Annotated in this window: 14 protein-coding genes; 5 read left to right on the top strand and 9 right to left on the bottom strand. The window is 62.7% G+C overall.

Translation table 11 applies throughout. The features are described 5' to 3' along the window. Positions 1 to 57 precede the first annotated feature (57 nt). The 3 genes from AC1D75_RS07940 to AC1D75_RS07950 all read left to right on the top strand — a co-directional run bounded on the left by AC1D75_RS07940 (position 58) and on the right by AC1D75_RS07950 (position 2,197). Positions 58 to 846, top strand: a complete 789-nt coding sequence (locus AC1D75_RS07940; RefSeq protein ID WP_495514730.1) for an ABC transporter permease — start codon at positions 58 to 60, stop codon at positions 844 to 846. Positions 847 to 945: 99 nt separating this feature from the next. Then, positions 946 to 1,101, top strand: coding sequence for a hypothetical protein (locus tag AC1D75_RS07945; RefSeq protein ID WP_495514731.1), 156 nt, complete (start codon positions 946 to 948; stop codon positions 1,099 to 1,101). 127 nt (positions 1,102 to 1,228) lie between these two features. After that, positions 1,229 to 2,197 (top strand): GGDEF domain-containing protein, encoded by a 969-nt coding sequence (locus tag AC1D75_RS07950; RefSeq protein WP_495514732.1) that lies wholly within the window; start codon positions 1,229 to 1,231, stop codon positions 2,195 to 2,197. 33 nt (positions 2,198 to 2,230) lie between these two features. Here the strand turns inward: AC1D75_RS07950 and AC1D75_RS07955 are convergent, their stop codons facing one another. From AC1D75_RS07955 to AC1D75_RS07985, 7 genes are read right to left on the bottom strand one after another with little or no spacing between them, the layout of a single operon-like run. After that, positions 2,231 to 3,757, bottom strand: coding sequence for a hypothetical protein (locus AC1D75_RS07955; RefSeq protein ID WP_495514733.1), 1,527 nt, complete (start codon positions 3,755 to 3,757; stop codon positions 2,231 to 2,233). An 8-nt stretch (positions 3,758 to 3,765) separates the two neighbouring features. Further along, complete coding sequence (locus AC1D75_RS07960) at positions 3,766 to 5,139, bottom strand: sugar transferase (protein ID WP_495514734.1); 1,374 nt, start codon at positions 5,137 to 5,139, stop codon at positions 3,766 to 3,768. Continuing rightward, positions 5,136 to 6,248, bottom strand: a complete 1,113-nt coding sequence (locus AC1D75_RS07965) for a glycosyltransferase (protein ID WP_495514735.1) — start codon at positions 6,246 to 6,248, stop codon at positions 5,136 to 5,138. Before AC1D75_RS07965 ends, AC1D75_RS07960 begins: the two co-directional genes overlap by 4 nt. A 42-nt stretch (positions 6,249 to 6,290) precedes the next feature. After that, positions 6,291 to 7,373: a glycosyltransferase gene (locus tag AC1D75_RS07970; RefSeq protein ID WP_495514736.1), complete on the bottom strand. Its 1,083-nt coding sequence runs from the start codon at positions 7,371 to 7,373 to the stop codon at positions 6,291 to 6,293. Between the two features lie 19 nt (positions 7,374 to 7,392). After that, positions 7,393 to 8,166: a glucose-1-phosphate cytidylyltransferase gene (gene rfbF, locus AC1D75_RS07975; protein WP_495514737.1), complete on the bottom strand. Its 774-nt coding sequence runs from the start codon at positions 8,164 to 8,166 to the stop codon at positions 7,393 to 7,395. Further along, positions 8,163 to 9,347: a DegT/DnrJ/EryC1/StrS family aminotransferase gene (locus AC1D75_RS07980; RefSeq protein WP_495514738.1), complete on the bottom strand. Its 1,185-nt coding sequence runs from the start codon at positions 9,345 to 9,347 to the stop codon at positions 8,163 to 8,165. Before AC1D75_RS07980 ends, rfbF begins: the two co-directional genes overlap by 4 nt. Then, positions 9,344 to 10,372 (bottom strand): NAD-dependent epimerase/dehydratase family protein, encoded by a 1,029-nt coding sequence (locus AC1D75_RS07985; protein WP_495514739.1) that lies wholly within the window; start codon positions 10,370 to 10,372, stop codon positions 9,344 to 9,346. Before AC1D75_RS07985 ends, AC1D75_RS07980 begins: the two co-directional genes overlap by 4 nt. 222 nt (positions 10,373 to 10,594) lie before the next feature. Here AC1D75_RS07985 and AC1D75_RS07990 point away from each other — a divergent pair, with 222 nt between their 5' ends. Then, entirely contained in the window at positions 10,595 to 11,743 is a 1,149-nt protein-coding gene (locus AC1D75_RS07990) for a hypothetical protein (RefSeq protein WP_495514740.1), read from the top strand. Continuing rightward, entirely contained in the window at positions 11,740 to 13,215 is a 1,476-nt protein-coding gene (locus AC1D75_RS07995; protein WP_495514741.1) for a tyrosine-protein kinase domain-containing protein, read from the top strand. The genes AC1D75_RS07990 and AC1D75_RS07995 overlap by 4 nt, the downstream gene beginning before the upstream one ends. Here AC1D75_RS07995 and AC1D75_RS08000 read toward each other — a convergent pair. Beyond that, a complete protein-coding gene (locus AC1D75_RS08000) occupies positions 13,212 to 14,837 on the bottom strand; it encodes a NosD domain-containing protein (RefSeq protein WP_495514742.1) in 1,626 nt (541 codons plus the stop codon). The two genes, AC1D75_RS07995 and AC1D75_RS08000, sit on opposite strands and share 4 nt — an antisense overlap. Before the next feature lie 29 nt (positions 14,838 to 14,866). Then, positions 14,867 to 16,120: an EAL domain-containing protein gene (locus AC1D75_RS08005; RefSeq protein WP_495514743.1), complete on the bottom strand. Its 1,254-nt coding sequence runs from the start codon at positions 16,118 to 16,120 to the stop codon at positions 14,867 to 14,869. Positions 16,121 to 16,279 lie beyond the last annotated feature (159 nt).

The following is a 16,279-nucleotide window of genomic DNA, read 5'->3' on the forward strand; positions in this document are numbered from 1 at the left end:
CCTTTCTTTCAATCCCAGCCTGTCTCCCAATCCCTGGTGGGTCCACGACCACGGAACGTGGGGACCTTCCTGATCGACTGTGAGGTCGTCGCGGTCCGGAACATCCGGACCATCCTGCGGAACTGGCAGATGATCCTCGGCGTCGTGCTGCAGCCGTTGATGTTCGTGCTGCTGTTCTCCTACGTGCTCGGTGAGGCGCTCGGCGGTGACCGCTATCGGGAGTTCCTGATCGGCGGGATCATGACGCAGACCGTCGCCTTCAACGCGGGGTTCACGGCGCTGGGACTGGCGACCGACCTGAAGACCGGCATGATCGATCGTTACCGGGCGCTGCCGATGTCACGCCTGGCCGTTGTCGTCGGACGGACCATCTCTGATGTGTCGGTCAACATCGTGGGGCTGGTGGTGATGTCGGTCGCGGGTCTGGTGATCGGCTGGCGGATCGACACCAGTCTGTGGGAGGCCCTCGCCGGGTATGCCATCGCACTGTTCTTCGGCTTTGCGCTCTCGTGGGTCGGCGCGGTCGTGGGCTTGGTTGCCGGATCGATGGAGGCCGCGCAGAGTTTGCTGCTGACGGTTCTGTTCCCGTTGACGTTCGTCTCGTCGGCCTTCGTTCCCGCGTCCACGCTGCCGGCACCGCTACGTGAGATCGCCAACTGGAACCCGGTCACCTCGGTGGCGCAGAGCCTGCGTGAATGCTTCGGTAATCCGGTGACTGTGAACCCTCTGTTACCCAACCCCGTGACGTGGGCGTCGGACAACCCGCAGGCCTACTCGCTGATCTCCGTCTGCGTGCTTCTCCTGATCGCGGTACCACTCGCGTCGATGGCGTTGAAGCGGCTCTGATCGGCGCACTGGCGTCGCAGACTCGCCGAACGTGGCCCGGGCATGCCTGAATTACCCGTATAGAGGGTTTTCTCAGCTTCGCTTGGCAGAATGGTTGCCATGATCGTGTTCTGGGTCACTCTAGCGGTGATCGCCTGGCTTGTCGTGTCGATTGTGGTAGCAATCGCTGTTGGTCGCGCAGTGCGCCTGCGCGACCTCGCCGAAGATTCCGGTGGCCGCTATGGTGACGGCGAATCGCAGCCAAGAGCCTCCTGATTGTCCACAGAACACGGGAAATTTCGTGCCAATCCCCCATGCATACCGCAATTGCTGCGCGAACATCGGAGAATTGTGTGATCGTAAGGATCATACTTGCGGGGATGGGACAGTCAGGGGAAGCAGGATGCGGTTGATCGAAACGGGGGCCGGAGTGCGGCAGGACTGGTCGGGTTGGGATGCCCGGTCATTGGCGACGGTGATGGACTCCCTTGTCGGTGGCCTGGTTGTGGTGACCCCCGAGGGCAAGGTCGAGGCCGCCAACGAGGCTGCAGACCGCATCTTGGAGCTTTCCGACAGGCGCTCGAAACTCGAGTTCAACGAGTCCGGTTCCGTGACATTCCGCGGCGACTGCGGCGCGCGACTGGTCGCCGGTGAGTTCCCGAACCAACGTGCAATCGCCACCGGGGGGCCCGTCTCGGGGATCACCCTGGGCCTCGACCGCATCGACGGCAAGCGCGTCTGGCTCGACTGCAGTGCCACCCTGCTGCACCCCGAGGATCCGGAGTCACTGGTGATCGTCTCGTTCAACGACGTCACGGAATTGCGGACCATGCGCGAGCGTCTGGCGATCGACGGGGAACGCGACGCGCTGACCGGGCTGCCCAACCTGAAGTACGTGATCCGGTACATCAACGAACTGCTGGGGACCGTCCGCTCACTGGATCGTCCGAAGGTCGATGTGGTCATGGTGATCAACTTCGACAAGCTCCGGCAACTGAACGATTCCCTGGGGCATCTCGGCGGCGACAGAGCTCTTGCGATGACGGCTGGGCGCTTGCGCGACGAGTTGCCCGAACCGCATCTGATCGGGCGGGTGGTCGGGGCCGAGTTCATCGCGGTCCTGCGTGATGTCGACGAAGAAGACGTCGAAGATGTCTCGGACTTCGTCCACGTCCTGCTGACCGAGCCGTCAGAGATCGACGGCACGCAGGTTCGGCTCCGCGCGAGTGTGGGAATGGCACGTATCCGCCCGGGTGATCGGCGCTGCGCCGAGGACATCATCAGCGCGGCTGACACCGCGATGTATCACGCCCGGACCAAGGGCGGCGGTCACACAGTCGACTTCGACGCCCTGACCCCCGCTGATCAGTGACCAGTGCCCCTGCGGATCAGGGACAGCGCGTGATCACCGAACGCGTCTGATCGACGACCCCGATTCGTAGCGGAGCCCGCCGGCACGCAGTTCTGCTTCGGCCAGTCGTCGTCGGAGGTCGGCGTTCTGCTCGCGCAGTGCCCTGAGTTCCGTTGTTGTGCCGCTGCTCATCTCGATATCGCCGTACTGGCGCCGGGTGTGGAACAAAGATGCCACCGACATGTCGAGTTCGATCGTGATCGCCTCCGCGGCCATCTCGTCGACGGTCTTGCCTCTCGCCACGCGCCTGCCATCGCGGCGTTGCTTGCCGGTCCCGGGAATCCGCATGGGGCTACGGGGCATCTTGTGTGATCGATAGCGCCACACCATGCTCCACGTCTCACCGACGTAGATCGTGAATGCGATACCGGAGATGACCGTCAGTGCGATCAGCATCGCGTCTCCGTGCAGGAAGATGATCGACGGCACCATCGTCGCCGCGCGGAAGATGTCCCACATCATCCGGAAGCGCGTGCGCCCGAGGAACGGGAGGATGCGGTCGATCGGGATGATCACGATGTTGAGGCAGTTGTACACGGCGGTCGCGGCGAAGAAGGCCCACAAATCGCCCGACGCGCCCGAATCGGGAAGTATGCCGGTGATCAGCACTGCGACAACACTTGCCACGAGGCATCCGAGGCCGAGTGCGGATCCGAACAACAAGCCGTTGCGGGTCCCGGATCGGACCGTCGTCCGTGACTGCTCACGAATCCCTCTGGCGACCGTGGTGTCGATGGCCGGCGTCAGGATCTGCCCGGCAATCGTCTGAAAGCCGTTGGTGACGCGGGTGGCCAACGCCCAGGCGGGTGCAAAGTTGCCCAGTGTCCCGGCGGCGAGAGCACCGGACTGCATCGACAGTCCGTTGAAGAACTGTCCGGTGATCAGGGCGCCGCCGCTGCGGATGTCATGGCCGATCGAGCCCGGGCCGTAGGGTATCCGGGTGAACGCCATGCGCCGGATCTTTGGGCGCAGCAGAGCAATTGCGGCCGCCAGCCCGTACGCTACCGCGATGCAGACGATGAAACTGAACTCGTTGCCGGAGGCCAGACACAGCAGTACGTTCCCGGTCAGCAGAATGCAGGCATAGGTGAAGCGCATGACCATGAACTCGGGGTAACAGTCCGCTGCCACCAGGACTGCCTGCGCGATGAGATACGACGCCTGGGCCACCAAAACGATGGCCACACAGGTAATGACGGTGCCGGTGGAATTGTTGACCGAATAGACGATCACTCCGGTCAGCAGCGTTGCGAGGGCGAGCGCTCCGGTGCAGAGCAGTGCCGAACGTACGAGACTCTGGGATCGCCGTTCACCGAGATGCGCAGTGGGCAAGCGGTAACCGATGGCGAGTGTGGAAACTCCGGCCGTGATCGTCGAGAACGCGACCACGACAAGGATGAACACCAAGACGTCGTCGAGGCCGAAGAATGCCGGAAGAACGCCGGACACCAGCGTCATTCCTTGCGCCAGAAAACCCACCCCTACGGAGCGGAGATTCTTGATGCGCGAGAAGATCTGCATTCTGACTGCTACGAACCCGTCCGATTCAAGACAGAACGAACGGTCAGGATGATGATCTTGATGTCGAGCCAGACCGACCAGTTCTCGATGTAGAAGTTGTCGTAGAGAGCCCGGTCGTTGATGTTGGTGTCGCCGCGGAGCCCGTTGATCGCAGCCCACCCGGTGAGTCCGACGGTGACCCGGTGCCTGTCGGTGTACGAGTACACCGAATCGCTGAACTGTGCGACGAAGTGTGGGCGCTCGGGGCGGGGGCCGACCAGCGACATGTTCCCCTGGACCACATTCCACAACTGGGGCAACTCATCGAGAGACGTCTGTCGCAGAAAGCGGCCCAATCTACCCATGCGTTCGTGCTGGCAGGGCGTCCAGTCGGTATCCGAGGTATGGGTCGAGACCGGTCGCATCGACCGGAACTTCAAGAGGGTGAACGTCTTTCCGTGCCTGCCGACACGTTCCTGGCGGAAGATGACAGGGGCCGACCTGTCGGAGAGGTATACGCCGCAGGCGGTGGCGGCGAGGATCGGTGACAGGAAGATGAGTGCGGGCACCGTCAGGCACAGGTCGAGCACACGCTTGCAGTACCAGTAGAACGCCCGCTGGGCGTTGCGCCGTACCCTGATGACCGGGATCGTGTGGATCCGGTCCATACCCGAGGTCAGATGCAGGAACTCGAAAAGCCTTGGAACGATGTAGATCTCGCAGTCCATCTCACCGCATGCCCGAAGGTCTGCGACGAGTGAGGAATCGGGCCGATTTCGGAACGACACGATGATCGTGCCGATCTGCTCGCGTTTGACCAGCTCCGTGAGCGGGACATCCGAGATGACCGGGATCTGGAACCGGTCGGTGTCGTACATGGGGTCGTCGTCGACGACCACCACCGGTTCGAGGCCGAGTTGTGGCCGACTGATCGTACTTTCCACGAGTGTCGCGGCGACCATCCCTCCGCCGACGATGGCGGTGCGGCTTCGTGCACTAGTTCGACTGCGCCGATGCCTGCGACGCATCCAGTAGTAGACGAGCCGGATGGAAAACAAGACGATCGTCAGCGATCCGGCGGTGAGCAAGGCCCATAGCGTTGTGGACTCGTGATCGAAGATGACCAGGCCGGTCAGGACTGCGATGGACACCGTGACGGTCAGTCTCGGGAAATTGTCGAGCGCAGAGAGCGTGATCGCACGGGTGTATCCGCCGGTGAACTCGAGGAAGAGAGTGACGATGAGTGCGGCGACGAATGCGATCTCGAACGAACTCGACCACAGCGTCATGAGGGCGGTGATCGCAACAAGGTCCAACATGACCAGCGTGGTGTCGGTACGCCGAAGGGTTCTCGAACCGAGTCGCACCATGGAGGTGCTCGCCGAGATGTCGGTGGTGCTCATCGTCCCTCGACTTTCTGCCCGGAGACGAGTGATTGTGCCAGCTCTGCCACCGCCCGTGATGATTGCCGATGGTCGAAGGACCGCTCGATCCGTGCCCGTCCGGCCAGGCCTTCGGATCTGGACAGGTCGGGATTGTCGAAACGCTTGCGGATCTCGGCCCCGAGACCGTTGATGTCACCGATCGGGAGGACGGTACCGGCCCCACCCACGGACTGTTTCATTCCGCCGCAGTCAAAAGCGACAACGGCGGTGCCGGTCGCCATCGCCTCCATGGGAACCAGCGCCATGCCCTCTACCCGGGACGGGACCACCACAACGTCGGCGACCGACATGTACGCAGTCGGGTTGTCGCGGTTGCCCATCCATCGCACCGACGGATGCTTGCCATGGGTGCTCTCTCGTAGTTGTTGTGCCAGGGGGCCGTCGCCGACCATCACCAGTGTGGCGGTCGGGTGGGTCGGGACCACATCCTGCCAGGCCTCCAACAGCATGTCCTGACCCTTCTGCCGGGCCAGACGACCTACGCAGACCGCCAGCGGGCCGCCGGACAGTTCCAGAGTCGCGCGAAGGGACTCGACATCCGAAGCCGGCCGAACCACCTCGGTGTCCACACCATTGGCGATGACCGCATAGTTGCCGTCGATTCCCGCCGATATGCCGATGCGGTATTCGTCGTCGCTGACACAGAGCAGGCGATGTGCCCACCGTGCACCGAAGCGCTCCCAGCTGCGCGCCAGCCGGGTGACGGGAGAGTCCACGGCCTGGAACGACCACAGGTGTGGCTGGAAGATCGTGGGTAACTCACCTCGTAGAGCGAGTCTGCCTGCCAGTCCTGCCTTGGAACTGTGCAGGTGGACCACATCGGGTTCAACGGCGCGGAAAACCGCGTGCAGGCGCCGGGTCTCGGCGACAATCGACGGCCCGGGGGAACGGGTCGCAGGCCAGGGATGAACGGGCACCCCCAGCTCGGCGGCGCGCTCGGGGAGCGGGCCGACAGGTGGGCAGGCCAACATCGGCGACCAGCCGCGGGACATCTGGTCGGCCAGCAGTGCCGAGACGACCGCAGCAACGCCGGCATCCACCGGCTGTGACACATGCATGATCTTCATTGGCGTTGTCCTGCCGATGGATTCGGGTGGGCCGGAGGAGGACTACTCGCGGACAAGACGGCGTAGCAGCGCATCGTAGCTCTCCATCATCAGGCCGGGGTTGTATCTGCTCCGGATGGTCTTCATTCCGAGATCGGCTTCGAGCGCGCGGGCCGATTCGTTGTGCAACAGTTCTCGAAAGGCAGCGGCGATCGCGTCGACATCCTGGGCGGAGACGAGCCGCCCGCCACCGGTACCCAGGATCTCGCGGAGTCCGTCGACGTCGGTGGCCACCACCGGACGCCCCGCCGACAGCGACTCCAGGATGGAGATCGGCAATCCCTCCCAGTCGCTGGTCAGCACCGAGATATCGCATGCTGCAAGGAGCTTGGGGACATCCGACCGCACGCCACTGCCGAAGAAGCGCACTCGATCGCCCAGTCCCAGACGCTGGGCCTGGGATTCGAGCTCCGGCCGCAGTGACCCATCCGAGGCGAGTATCAGCAACTCTTCGCCGGACAGTTCGGCCCAGGCGTCGAGGAGAACGTCGTGCCGCTTCTGCGGTTCCATCCTCGCCAGGCACAGCGCGACCGGTCTGTCCGCCGGGATGCCGAGTTCTGTGCGGCAGGCGTCCCGGTCCGGGCGGGGCATGTCGGTGATGGCGTTGCGGATCACGCTGAGCGGCAACCTTCGTCGGCCGGCAACCGACTGAAGCCTGGTGGCGATCGCTTCGGACACGGTGACGATGTGGTCTGCGGTCGCCGCCAGGATCCGGGCCGAACGGTGGTAGTCGTCGTCGGCGACCCCATGAAAGATCGAGAGCACCGGAACCCGGCGCTGCGCCAGCCGGGTCAGTGCGCTGGCCGACACGTTGTGGGCGATGATCGCGTCTGGTTGATAGTCCGAAATCGCCTTGGCGGCATGAATTCTCGCCTTCGCCAGGCCGCCGAGCGAGCGCCGGGGAGGCTCGACGAAGAACTGCGGCACGCCTGTTTCGGCCAGCAGATCGGCACGTTGGCCACCACCGGAGGCCACCGCGGATTCCCATCCCACCTGATCACCGCCGCCGACCAACTCGGCGACCACGGATTCGGCTCCGCCAACACCCATCTCGCTGATCACGTGCAGCACCCGAATCGAACCCATCACAGTGCCCCGGTGTTCATCACGGCCAGATCTTCCAGGGAGCGTTGCCTGAATCCCACATCTGATTGAGGTTGATCTTGTCCCACATGGTGTCCATGCCGAGCCAGAAGCCATCGTGCCGGTACGACGACAACTGGCCGTCGGCGGACAGGCGTTCCATCGGTTTGCGTTCGAAGATCGTCGGGTCTCCATCCTCGATGTAGTCGAGGATCTCCGGTTCGGCCACGAAGAACCCACCGTTGACCCAGCCGCTGCTGCCAAGGGGCTTCTCGCTGAATGTGGTTGCGCCATAATCTCCGATCTCCAGGGTTCCGTAGCGGCCGGGAGGCTGCACGGCGGTGACCGTGGCGATCGTGTTGTTGTTCTTGTGGAAATCGACGACCTTGCGGACATCGAGATCGGCAACCCCGTCGCCGTATGTGAAAGAGAAGGTCTCGTCGCCGATGTGTTCTCTGGCCCGCAGCAACCTGCCGCCGGTCTGGGTGTCCAGGCCGGTGTCGAGGAGGGTGACCTTCCACGGCTCCGCCTTCGACTGCAGTGTGGTGATCGTGTCGGTCGCCAGGTCGATGGTCACATCAGAGGTGTGCAAGAAGTAGTTCGCGAAGTACTCCTTGATCATGTAGCCCTTGTAGCCGAGTAACACGACGAACTCGGTGATATCGGCTGCGCCATAGATTTTCATGATGTGCCACAAGATCGGTTGGCCGGCGATCTCGACCATGGGCTTGGGGCGGGTCTGCGATTCCTCGCTGATGCGGGTCCCGCGACCACCCGCAAAGATGACAGCCTTCATCGGTTGTCCTTTTCTGTGTGTAGAAAACCCCGCAGTAACTCCACGACCCGGTCGACGTGCTGTTCTTCCAGCATCAGAGCCGAGGGCAGGTTGATCGAGCGTTGTGCGATGTCGTAGGCCACCGGGTTGGTGGCGCGTGCTGCGGCGACCTGGTCCGGGTAGTTCGAAAACGCCTGCAACGAGCTGAGCGGCGGGAAGAAGGGGCGCGTATCGACGCCGTTGTCGTCGAAGTACGCCATCATCTGCCGGGTCGAGGTGCCAAACGCCTTGTCCACAACAATGTTTGTCATCCAGTAGGTGTTGACGTTGCCTGCGCTCTGCGCGTTGAGTTGCACGCCGTCGAGGTCGGCCAGTCTTTCGCGATACCAACCGAACATCTGGCGCTTCTTCGCAACCAGTTCTTCGACGCGCTGCAGCTGGGCTCTGCCGAAAGCCGCTTGCAGGCTGCTCATCTGGTACTTGAACCCCGGGATGTCGGAAACCAGTTGTGCGTGCGCACCCGGCCGTCGTCCCAGATTGCGGAGCTGGGCCATCTTCTCGAACAGGTTGGTGCGATCGGTGACCACGATGCCGCCCTCGCCCGAGGTCAGTGTCTTGGTTCCGTGGAAACTGAACACACCCAGGTCACCGAGCATCCCGGCCGCAGTGCCGTGATGCTTCGCGCCGATGGCCTGTGCGGCGTCTTCGATGACGGGTATGTCGCCCGCGAGTTCGCGGATCGCCGACATGTCCGGGACGTCCCCGTACAGGTCGACGGTGACGATGGCTTTGGTCCGCGGGCTCAGGCGCTGACGCAACGAATCGGCTGACATGCACCAGGTGTCGGGGTCGATGTCGGCAAATACCGGGGTTGCGCCCGTGTAGGTGATCGGGGCTGCGGTTGCCACAAAAGTGGTCTCGGGAACGATCACCTCGTCGCCGGGGCCGAGGTCGAGTGCAGCCATCGCCAGGTGCAGTGCCGAGGTCGCATGTGGGACGGCCAGCGCGTGGCGGGCACCGAGGTGGGCCGCGAACTCCGTTTCGAACAAACCGACGGACTGGCCGGCGTTTTCGTACCAGTCGTGCAGTGCCGCGTCCGCGACGAACTTGGCCTCCAACTCGGTGACCCACGGACCGGCGACCGGGATACGTTCGGAGAAGTCGTGCAATGCCTTACCCACTCCATGGTCGGTGGTACTCATATCGTCACCACGCTGCGCAGGTCGATGTCCAAGGCGCCGGCATCGAGCAATTGTTTGATGGTCCGAAGCCGGAAGTACTTGGGACCGTTGAAGAGTTCTTCTGTCATCGCACCCGAATAGGCGTTGTACAACTCTTCGATGCCGCGCGGCACCGTCCATTGTGGGGCGTAGCCGGGCAGGTTACGTTCGATTTTCGAGAAGTCGACCTTGTAGTCACGAATATCCGGTGCGGCACCTTCGCCGAGACTCACGACGCAATCGGGGACCACCCGGGCAACCAGATTTGCGATGTCCCTGACCTGGTAGTTTTCGCCGACGCGGCCGACGTTGAAGGCCTCGTTGTGGATTGCCTCGCGTGGTGCGTCGAGGACACAGGCGAACGCAAGGGCGATATCGAGTACATGGACCAGCGGGCGGTGTGGTGTGCCGTCACTTTCCATCACGACCCTGCCACTGGTCACCGCGTGAGCGACCAGGTTGTTGACGACGATGTCGCACCGCAGGCGTCGGGAGAGACCGTATGCCGTTGCGTTGCGCAGATAGACCGGGGAGAAGTTGTCGTCGGCGAGTTCCGTCAACGCCTGCTCAACCCGGATCTTGGATTCGCCGTAGGGCGTGACGGGGTTGAACTCAGCGTTCTCATCGACCTCGCTGTCACCGCCCTTGCCATAGAGGCTGCAGGAAGAAGAGAAAAGAAATCTTGACACTCCGGCGGCTTTCGCGGCCTTAGCTAAATGCACGGAAGAATCTAAATTGATCGTGTAGGTCAGAATTGGATTGAGGTCTGACAATGGGTCATTAGATAGCGCCGCTAAATGAATTACCGCGTCGAATCCCTCGAGATCAGCCGGAGTAACGTCCCGCAGGTCCTTTGCCACCATGGGCAGAATGTCCGGCGCCCCAAGGAAATTCCCAGTTCCGAAGTAGTTGTTGTCCAGCCCGAAGACCTCGTGGCCGCGCTGGATGAGCATTGATGACATCTCGGTTCCGAGGTATCCCAAATGGCCGGTCATCAGTAGTTTCATTATCACTTCAATCGCCGCCGGAAGATTCCGGAGTGACCATACTACGTAATTGATCTATTGAAGAATGAGGACAATCACAATGCGCAGGAAGGGCACAACTGAGCTATTGTCTTAAAAGAAGCGCCGCAACTCGGCGCGCGCCCGTTTCGATCGTGCCCGGGGGGAGCGCGAGATCAACCCCCTGGTGCGCAGATGCCAAGAGTAGGATCCGTCCACGAAATCATGGTTATGACAACCGGTCTGGCCGGTATCGGCTTCAGATACCAGCGGTACCGCCATGTGTTGATGGCATTGGCAACCGCTTACGCCTTTGTGTTCGGCGTGTTCGTTGTCCTGCACCGGACGGTCATCCTCCCGCCCAAGTTCTCCTATGACGGCGACGTGATCGCGCAGTTGGCCACGGGCCGGATCGTCATCAGAGAAGATGCCTCGTACACGAATACCGCTCGGGTGTACGACTTCCTGGGACTGGGTTCGCATGCGACCGCGGCCTCCCTGTTGGGGCTCGCTGCGGCAACGGCCGTGCTGCTGGTGTGTCTGGTGCGCTCCAGGGGATATCCCGGCGGACTTCCGGAAGCCGTTTTGGCCGGCCTGATCATTGTCTTGGCAGCGGTGTACATCGGGTACTACTCCAAAGAGTTGACCGTTCTACCGTTCACGGCCCTGGTGCTCCTGGTGCCGACCAGCGTCGTCTTCGACGGGGTTCTCGTTGCCGCGATGCTGGTCTATGCGCAGGTCTTCAGGCAGTACTGGGCCATCATCGCGGTGGTGTACGTGGCGTTGCGGATCGTGAATTGGCGTCGGATACGCGTGATCTCCAGTGTTGCAGTGGGAGTCGCGTCGCTGGTCGCGCTGGCGGTGGCGTTTGCCGTACTTCTCGGGCTGCCCGTCGATCACTATCGCGAGATGGTCAACAGCACTCGTGGCGTGGGGCCCGATTCGATGACGGCCATCGGCTCATTCACCGATATCGCCGATCCACTCGGTGGCATCATCAACGCGATCGCGAGTTTCGCGTTCCTGTTCGTGCCCGTCCCGATGGTGCTGCTCGGCGGTGCCTACTATGCGGGACTCGCGGTGCTGATCGCCGGCATCTGGACGTACTTCTTCGTGTCGCTGAGCCGAGCCGGAAGGGTATTGCAGGGAGCTTCAACGGATATCAACGTGTTGGTGAGAAGGGCGATGGCATTTGTGCTCGCCTTCGTCACGGTGCAGGCAATATTCGAACCCGACTTCGGTTCGGCGCTGCGGCATCAGGTTCCGATATTGCCGTTGGTGTTGCTGGTGTGCCTGGTCGCACGAGGCTCGCCCGGGGTCCATGACAACTCGACGATCGAACACCAAGAATCCACCATGGAGCATAAGACATGACATCCCGAACACCGGATCGACGAGATGCCAACTGGCTGAGGCTATGTGCGAACGCTCTGCGCAACGGTTGGATTCTGATCGTGGCGATCACCGTTGTGGTGGTACTGGCAGGGGTGGGATACACGCTCACGCAAGAATCCGAGTACGAGTCCACCGCGACCCTGTACGTCAGTTCGGTGGTGAACCAGAGCGGTGAACGCGAAACGCCCGAAGGCTTGCAGGGGCTCGTTGCCACCTATTCCGAACTGGCCACGTCCACCGAGATCGTGACCGCGGCCTTGCGTGATGCCCAGATCGTCATGCCGGTCGCCACCGCGATCAAGGAGATCACCGCGCTGGCCGTACCGGAAACGACGCTGCTCGAGGTTGCGGTGCGCGACACCGACGCCGGCCGGGCTCAACGGCTCGCCAATGGCGTCGCGGTGTCGCTCGCCGGGTTCATGTCCACCGCAGATAAGCAGGGCAAGTCCGAACCGGCGCAGATGCGGATCGTCACCCCGGCCGAGTCCGGCGAGCAGGTGTCGCCCAATCTGATCGCGAATGTGCTCTGGTCGTTGATCTTTGGGCTCGTGGTGGCAACGGCGATCGCGATCGCCCGGGCCGTACTCGACAATCGCCTGCGCAGCGCTGTGGACGTGGCGATGGTGCCGGGTGCGCCGCCGGTGCTCGCCGAGATCTCGTCGAAGGGCTTGGAGTCGGTCGACGATTTCCCGTACCTGCCGGCGCGGGGCACCGCAGCCGCTCAGTCCTTCGACGTCTTGTCGACCAACGTCGCCTATGCGACAGGGGACAACCCGATCTCCAGCATTCTGGTCAGTAGCCCGACGAAGTCGCCGGAGCGATCGATGGTCGCATCGAATCTTGCTGCAGCACTGTCGAAGACGGGTAGGTCGGTGGTACTCGTCAGAGCCGATCTGTCTGATGTCGGCGAGGAGGTGTCCGAGCCGGGGGTCAGTTCGGTGCTGGGTGGTTCCCATCCGCTCGATGACAAGATCTTCGGTAAGTTGGTGCCTGGGCCCCTGGTGCTCGGCACCGGCCCGCGCAGTGGTGCCGGACCGGAGTTGTTGAAGTCGCCACGTGCCACCGAGATGTTCGATGACCTCAAGAAGTCGTTCGAACACGTGGTCATCGAGGGCCCGCCGGTCCTGGAAGGTGATATCGCGTCGGTCCTTGCGGTCGGTGCCGAAGGAACCCTCATCGTCTGTGCGGGCGGTCGGACCCGGGTGGGGGAGCTCACCGACGCACTGGACCAGCTCGCCAAGGTCCGGGCCAAGGTGATCGGTGCGGTCCTGATCCCGGCGGTCGCGCGCGGACACCGAAAACGTAAGAGCGACAGTGGGTTACCGGACCATACTGCTCTCGCGCCACCAGCGGCATCCGCCGAGCCGACCGAAGTGGTCGAGCCGGTCGAGGTGGTCGAGGTGGTCGAGCCGACTGTGCCGACTGAGGCGGCCAGAGCCGCTGATGGCTAGGAGATCGAGACGCCTTCCGGAACATTGAGGGTTTCGGTCGTGACGTCGACGAACTCGTTGGCGTCCAATGAGCCCGTCGATCCGGAACGGTCGAACAGATTGATCCCGTGAGTGCATTCGGAGATCCGGTTGCCACGGTGCACGATGTGTCCGGCAGTGCCGTTCGTGTCGAGGATGCCGTCGGCAAACCCCGAGATGCTGTTCTGATCGGTGATGGTGTCGGCAGGCTCGTTGTTGCTGTTCTCGAACTGGATGCCGGCATGGGAACGATCTCCGTTGCGGGAGAGCGTGTTCTGGCGTGCCGCCGGTCCGGTGGTATGCCAGAACCTGATCCCGTCGGTCTGAAAATCGGTCAATGTGTTGCGTTCGAATCGGCATGACACCCCGTGGGTGACGCTGCCTCCGACGGTGGTGACACCCTCTGTTGTCGAGATGCCCGTGTTGTCGGTGGCATGACAATTGCGTGGCTGGTCGTCGATGTTGTCGACGCCGAACATGGCGATATACGAATCGGCGTGACCGGACACGGTGATCGAGTTGCGTTCCACTGCAGTCATCGTGGTCGAGCCGTACAACATCACCGCCGCCCGGTGAGGCGCGTAGGACTCGCCTTGCCGGTCGGAGTCGGCGCGGGTGAACTCAATTGTGTTGTCGGCGACGGTGACCTCGCTGCTGCGGATCACCGCCACACCCCACCAGGTGCTGTCGGAGACCGTGTTGTTGATGATCGTGGCCTGTGTGATGTCCTCGACGACGATGCCCCGGCGGAACTGACCCCGAACGGTATTGTTCGCGACCGTGTAGATCGAGTTCGGCATCGGTCCAGACTCTTGCTCCCGGTCTTTCAATGCCTCGCAGTGGATTCCGATCCGTGCGTCGGATCCGGCCCGGCAGTCGACCTCGTTGCCGATGATGGTCGCGGCGGCACCCCAGGTGACGATCCCGTCACCCCGGTCCTCGCCCAGCGTCGACTCCAGATCGTCCGGGCCGTCGCCGGCACCGAGGACATCTTTGATGCGGTTGTTCAGGATTCGGGTGTAGTACCACTCGCCGTACGGGTCGACGCCGATCCCGCTCTGGAACGACTCGATGAAGCACTCGGAGACCTCGACGTTGTCGGCCTTGATCGTGATGGCAAACGGGTTTTCGCCGGTCTGCGATCGAGCCCCGAGCAGGTCGGGATTTGTCATGCGCAGTCGATGGATCCGGGATCCCGACCCGGTCACGGTGAGTCCTGATGCCTGCGCGATCCCATCGGTGAACTTCAGCTCGCCCGGGCCGGAAAGGTGTTTTCCGCCAGGGAGTTCGAGGCCGGCAGTACATCGGAGCACCGCCCCGTCGGGGATCACGATCTCGCAACCGGCCGGAGTGGTGTCGAGTATCGACTGCAGGGTTGCGGTCGCATCGTCCGAACCGGTCAGGTCCGCATCAGCGTCCGAGACCACATACGTCGATGGAACGCTGAGGTCGTCGTCGTCGTTGCTGGTCGGTGTTCCGGCGTCGGTCGATGAACATGCGGAGATCAGCAGCGCGGCCGCGGCGGGACCTGCGATCAGGAAACGACGCCGGGTCAGGGCGGTCGGGCGGGGGATCGGCACCGGGCCGGTTTCGTTGGCGCTCATGTCTACGCCGATCGTAACGGCTCGGGCGATTACAAGCGGATGTCGCCTGCGGCTTCGGGTTTGCCGAACAGGAACCCCTGCGCATGGGTGAAACCGAGGTCGCGGAGTTTGCGTACTTCGTCTTCGCTCTCAACACCTTCGGCAACGGTGAGGATGCCGAGGGAGGCCGACAATGTGCACACCGCTCCCACCAAGCTGCGCAGCGGCTCGACGATGCCGACCTTGGACACGAGGGATCGGTCGATCTTCACCACCTTCACCGGCTGTTCCACCATGTATCGCAGTGCCGCGAAACCGGTCCCGAGGTCATCGACGCAGACAGTGCATCCGAGCGCGTCGAGTTCCAGAAGCGTTTGCGCAGCCGGGGATCCGACCTCGATGAGGTTACGTTCGGTCACCTCCACCCACACCGACTCGGCAGGCACGCCCGTGGCCGCAATCGTGTCGGCGACATGCTGCACCAACCCGCGGTCGATGAGCTGGCGAGCCGAGAAGTTGACCGACATGAACAGGGTCGTGTCGTCTGACTCCCGCTGCCACTGCGCCAGTTGGCCAAGTGCGACCGTTACGCCCCACCTGCCGATCGGGACGATCAACGACGTGGCCTCAGCCGCGTCGAGAAAGTCGGCGGGGAGTCGGAGTTCATCACCCACCTGCCATCTCAACAGGGACTCGAACCCGACACGATTCCTCGATGCCAGGTCGACGATCGGTTGGTAGTGCAGGGTGAAGTCGCTGCCGATCGCCTTGGCCAACTCGGTGGTCGCCGCCACTTCGTGCTTGAGCAATTCCACCGTCTGCGACGTGGCGCGGATCGACGTCGACGAGGTGCGGATGGCGTGGTGGACAGCAGCACTTGCGGCTTGGACCAGATCCGGGGCGTCGCGCGCGGTGGGCACCTCGGAGGCAATCGCTATTCCCAGGCAGGTCGGGACGAAGACCGCTTGTCCCTCGACCATCACCTGACGTGACATGCGCTCGGCGAGTCGACGTTCGACAGTCTCGGTATCGACATCGTCGGCATTGAAGAACACCAGGATCAGATGGTCGTACGGACCCTCCCAGACAGCCGGATGACCACCGAACAACGCGCTCAGTTCAGTGGCCACCGCCGGTCGGAGTTTGCTGGCCAAACGCCAGCCCAACGCGGCCGCGAGCAGGCAGGTCGGGTCCATGGACACGAGGACGACCCCGAGGGAGGGGTATTCGATATCAGAGATGAGGGTGCGAATGGCATCGCGGGTTGCCACCGTTGGCTCCAGTGGCGGGGTTGACGCTGACATGCACAACTCCCGATGATCAGTCCAGCGCAGCGACATCCCAACAAATGCACACCTCGCGCTCGTTCAATCGTTGAGACTACCGCGCCGCGCAGATTTCATCCTAAGATGGCCGGATGTCGAACCCGTGTCTAGACTGACGATGGTTGTTCCCAATCGGGA

The sequence above is a fragment of the Williamsia sp. Y712 genome (assembly GCF_059445525.1).

Excerpts from the sequence above, each read along its gene's own strand:
- AC1D75_RS08005 (WP_495514743.1), bottom strand. The coding sequence starts at position 16,120 with ATGTCAGCGTCAACCCCGCCACTGGAGCCAACGGTGGCAACCCGCGAT.
- AC1D75_RS08000 (WP_495514742.1), bottom strand. The coding sequence starts at position 14,837 with ATGAGCGCCAACGAAACCGGCCCGGTGCCGATCCCCCGCCCGACCGCC.
- AC1D75_RS07955 (WP_495514733.1), bottom strand. The coding sequence starts at position 3,757 with ATGCAGATCTTCTCGCGCATCAAGAATCTCCGCTCCGTAGGGGTGGGT.
- AC1D75_RS07950 (WP_495514732.1), top strand. The coding sequence starts at position 1,229 with ATGCGGTTGATCGAAACGGGGGCCGGAGTGCGGCAGGACTGGTCGGGT.
- AC1D75_RS07985 (WP_495514739.1), bottom strand. The coding sequence starts at position 10,372 with ATGAAACTACTGATGACCGGCCATTTGGGATACCTCGGAACCGAGATG.
- AC1D75_RS07990 (WP_495514740.1), top strand. The coding sequence starts at position 10,595 with ATGGTTATGACAACCGGTCTGGCCGGTATCGGCTTCAGATACCAGCGG.
- AC1D75_RS07980 (WP_495514738.1), bottom strand. The coding sequence starts at position 9,347 with ATGAGTACCACCGACCATGGAGTGGGTAAGGCATTGCACGACTTCTCC.
- AC1D75_RS07965 (WP_495514735.1), bottom strand. The coding sequence starts at position 6,248 with ATGAAGATCATGCATGTGTCACAGCCGGTGGATGCCGGCGTTGCTGCG.
- AC1D75_RS07945 (WP_495514731.1), top strand. The coding sequence starts at position 946 with ATGATCGTGTTCTGGGTCACTCTAGCGGTGATCGCCTGGCTTGTCGTG.
- rfbF (WP_495514737.1), bottom strand. The coding sequence starts at position 8,166 with ATGAAGGCTGTCATCTTTGCGGGTGGTCGCGGGACCCGCATCAGCGAG.
- AC1D75_RS07960 (WP_495514734.1), bottom strand. The coding sequence starts at position 5,139 with ATGAGCACCACCGACATCTCGGCGAGCACCTCCATGGTGCGACTCGGT.
- AC1D75_RS07970 (WP_495514736.1), bottom strand. The coding sequence starts at position 7,373 with ATGGGTTCGATTCGGGTGCTGCACGTGATCAGCGAGATGGGTGTTGGC.
- AC1D75_RS07995 (WP_495514741.1), top strand. The coding sequence starts at position 11,740 with ATGACATCCCGAACACCGGATCGACGAGATGCCAACTGGCTGAGGCTA.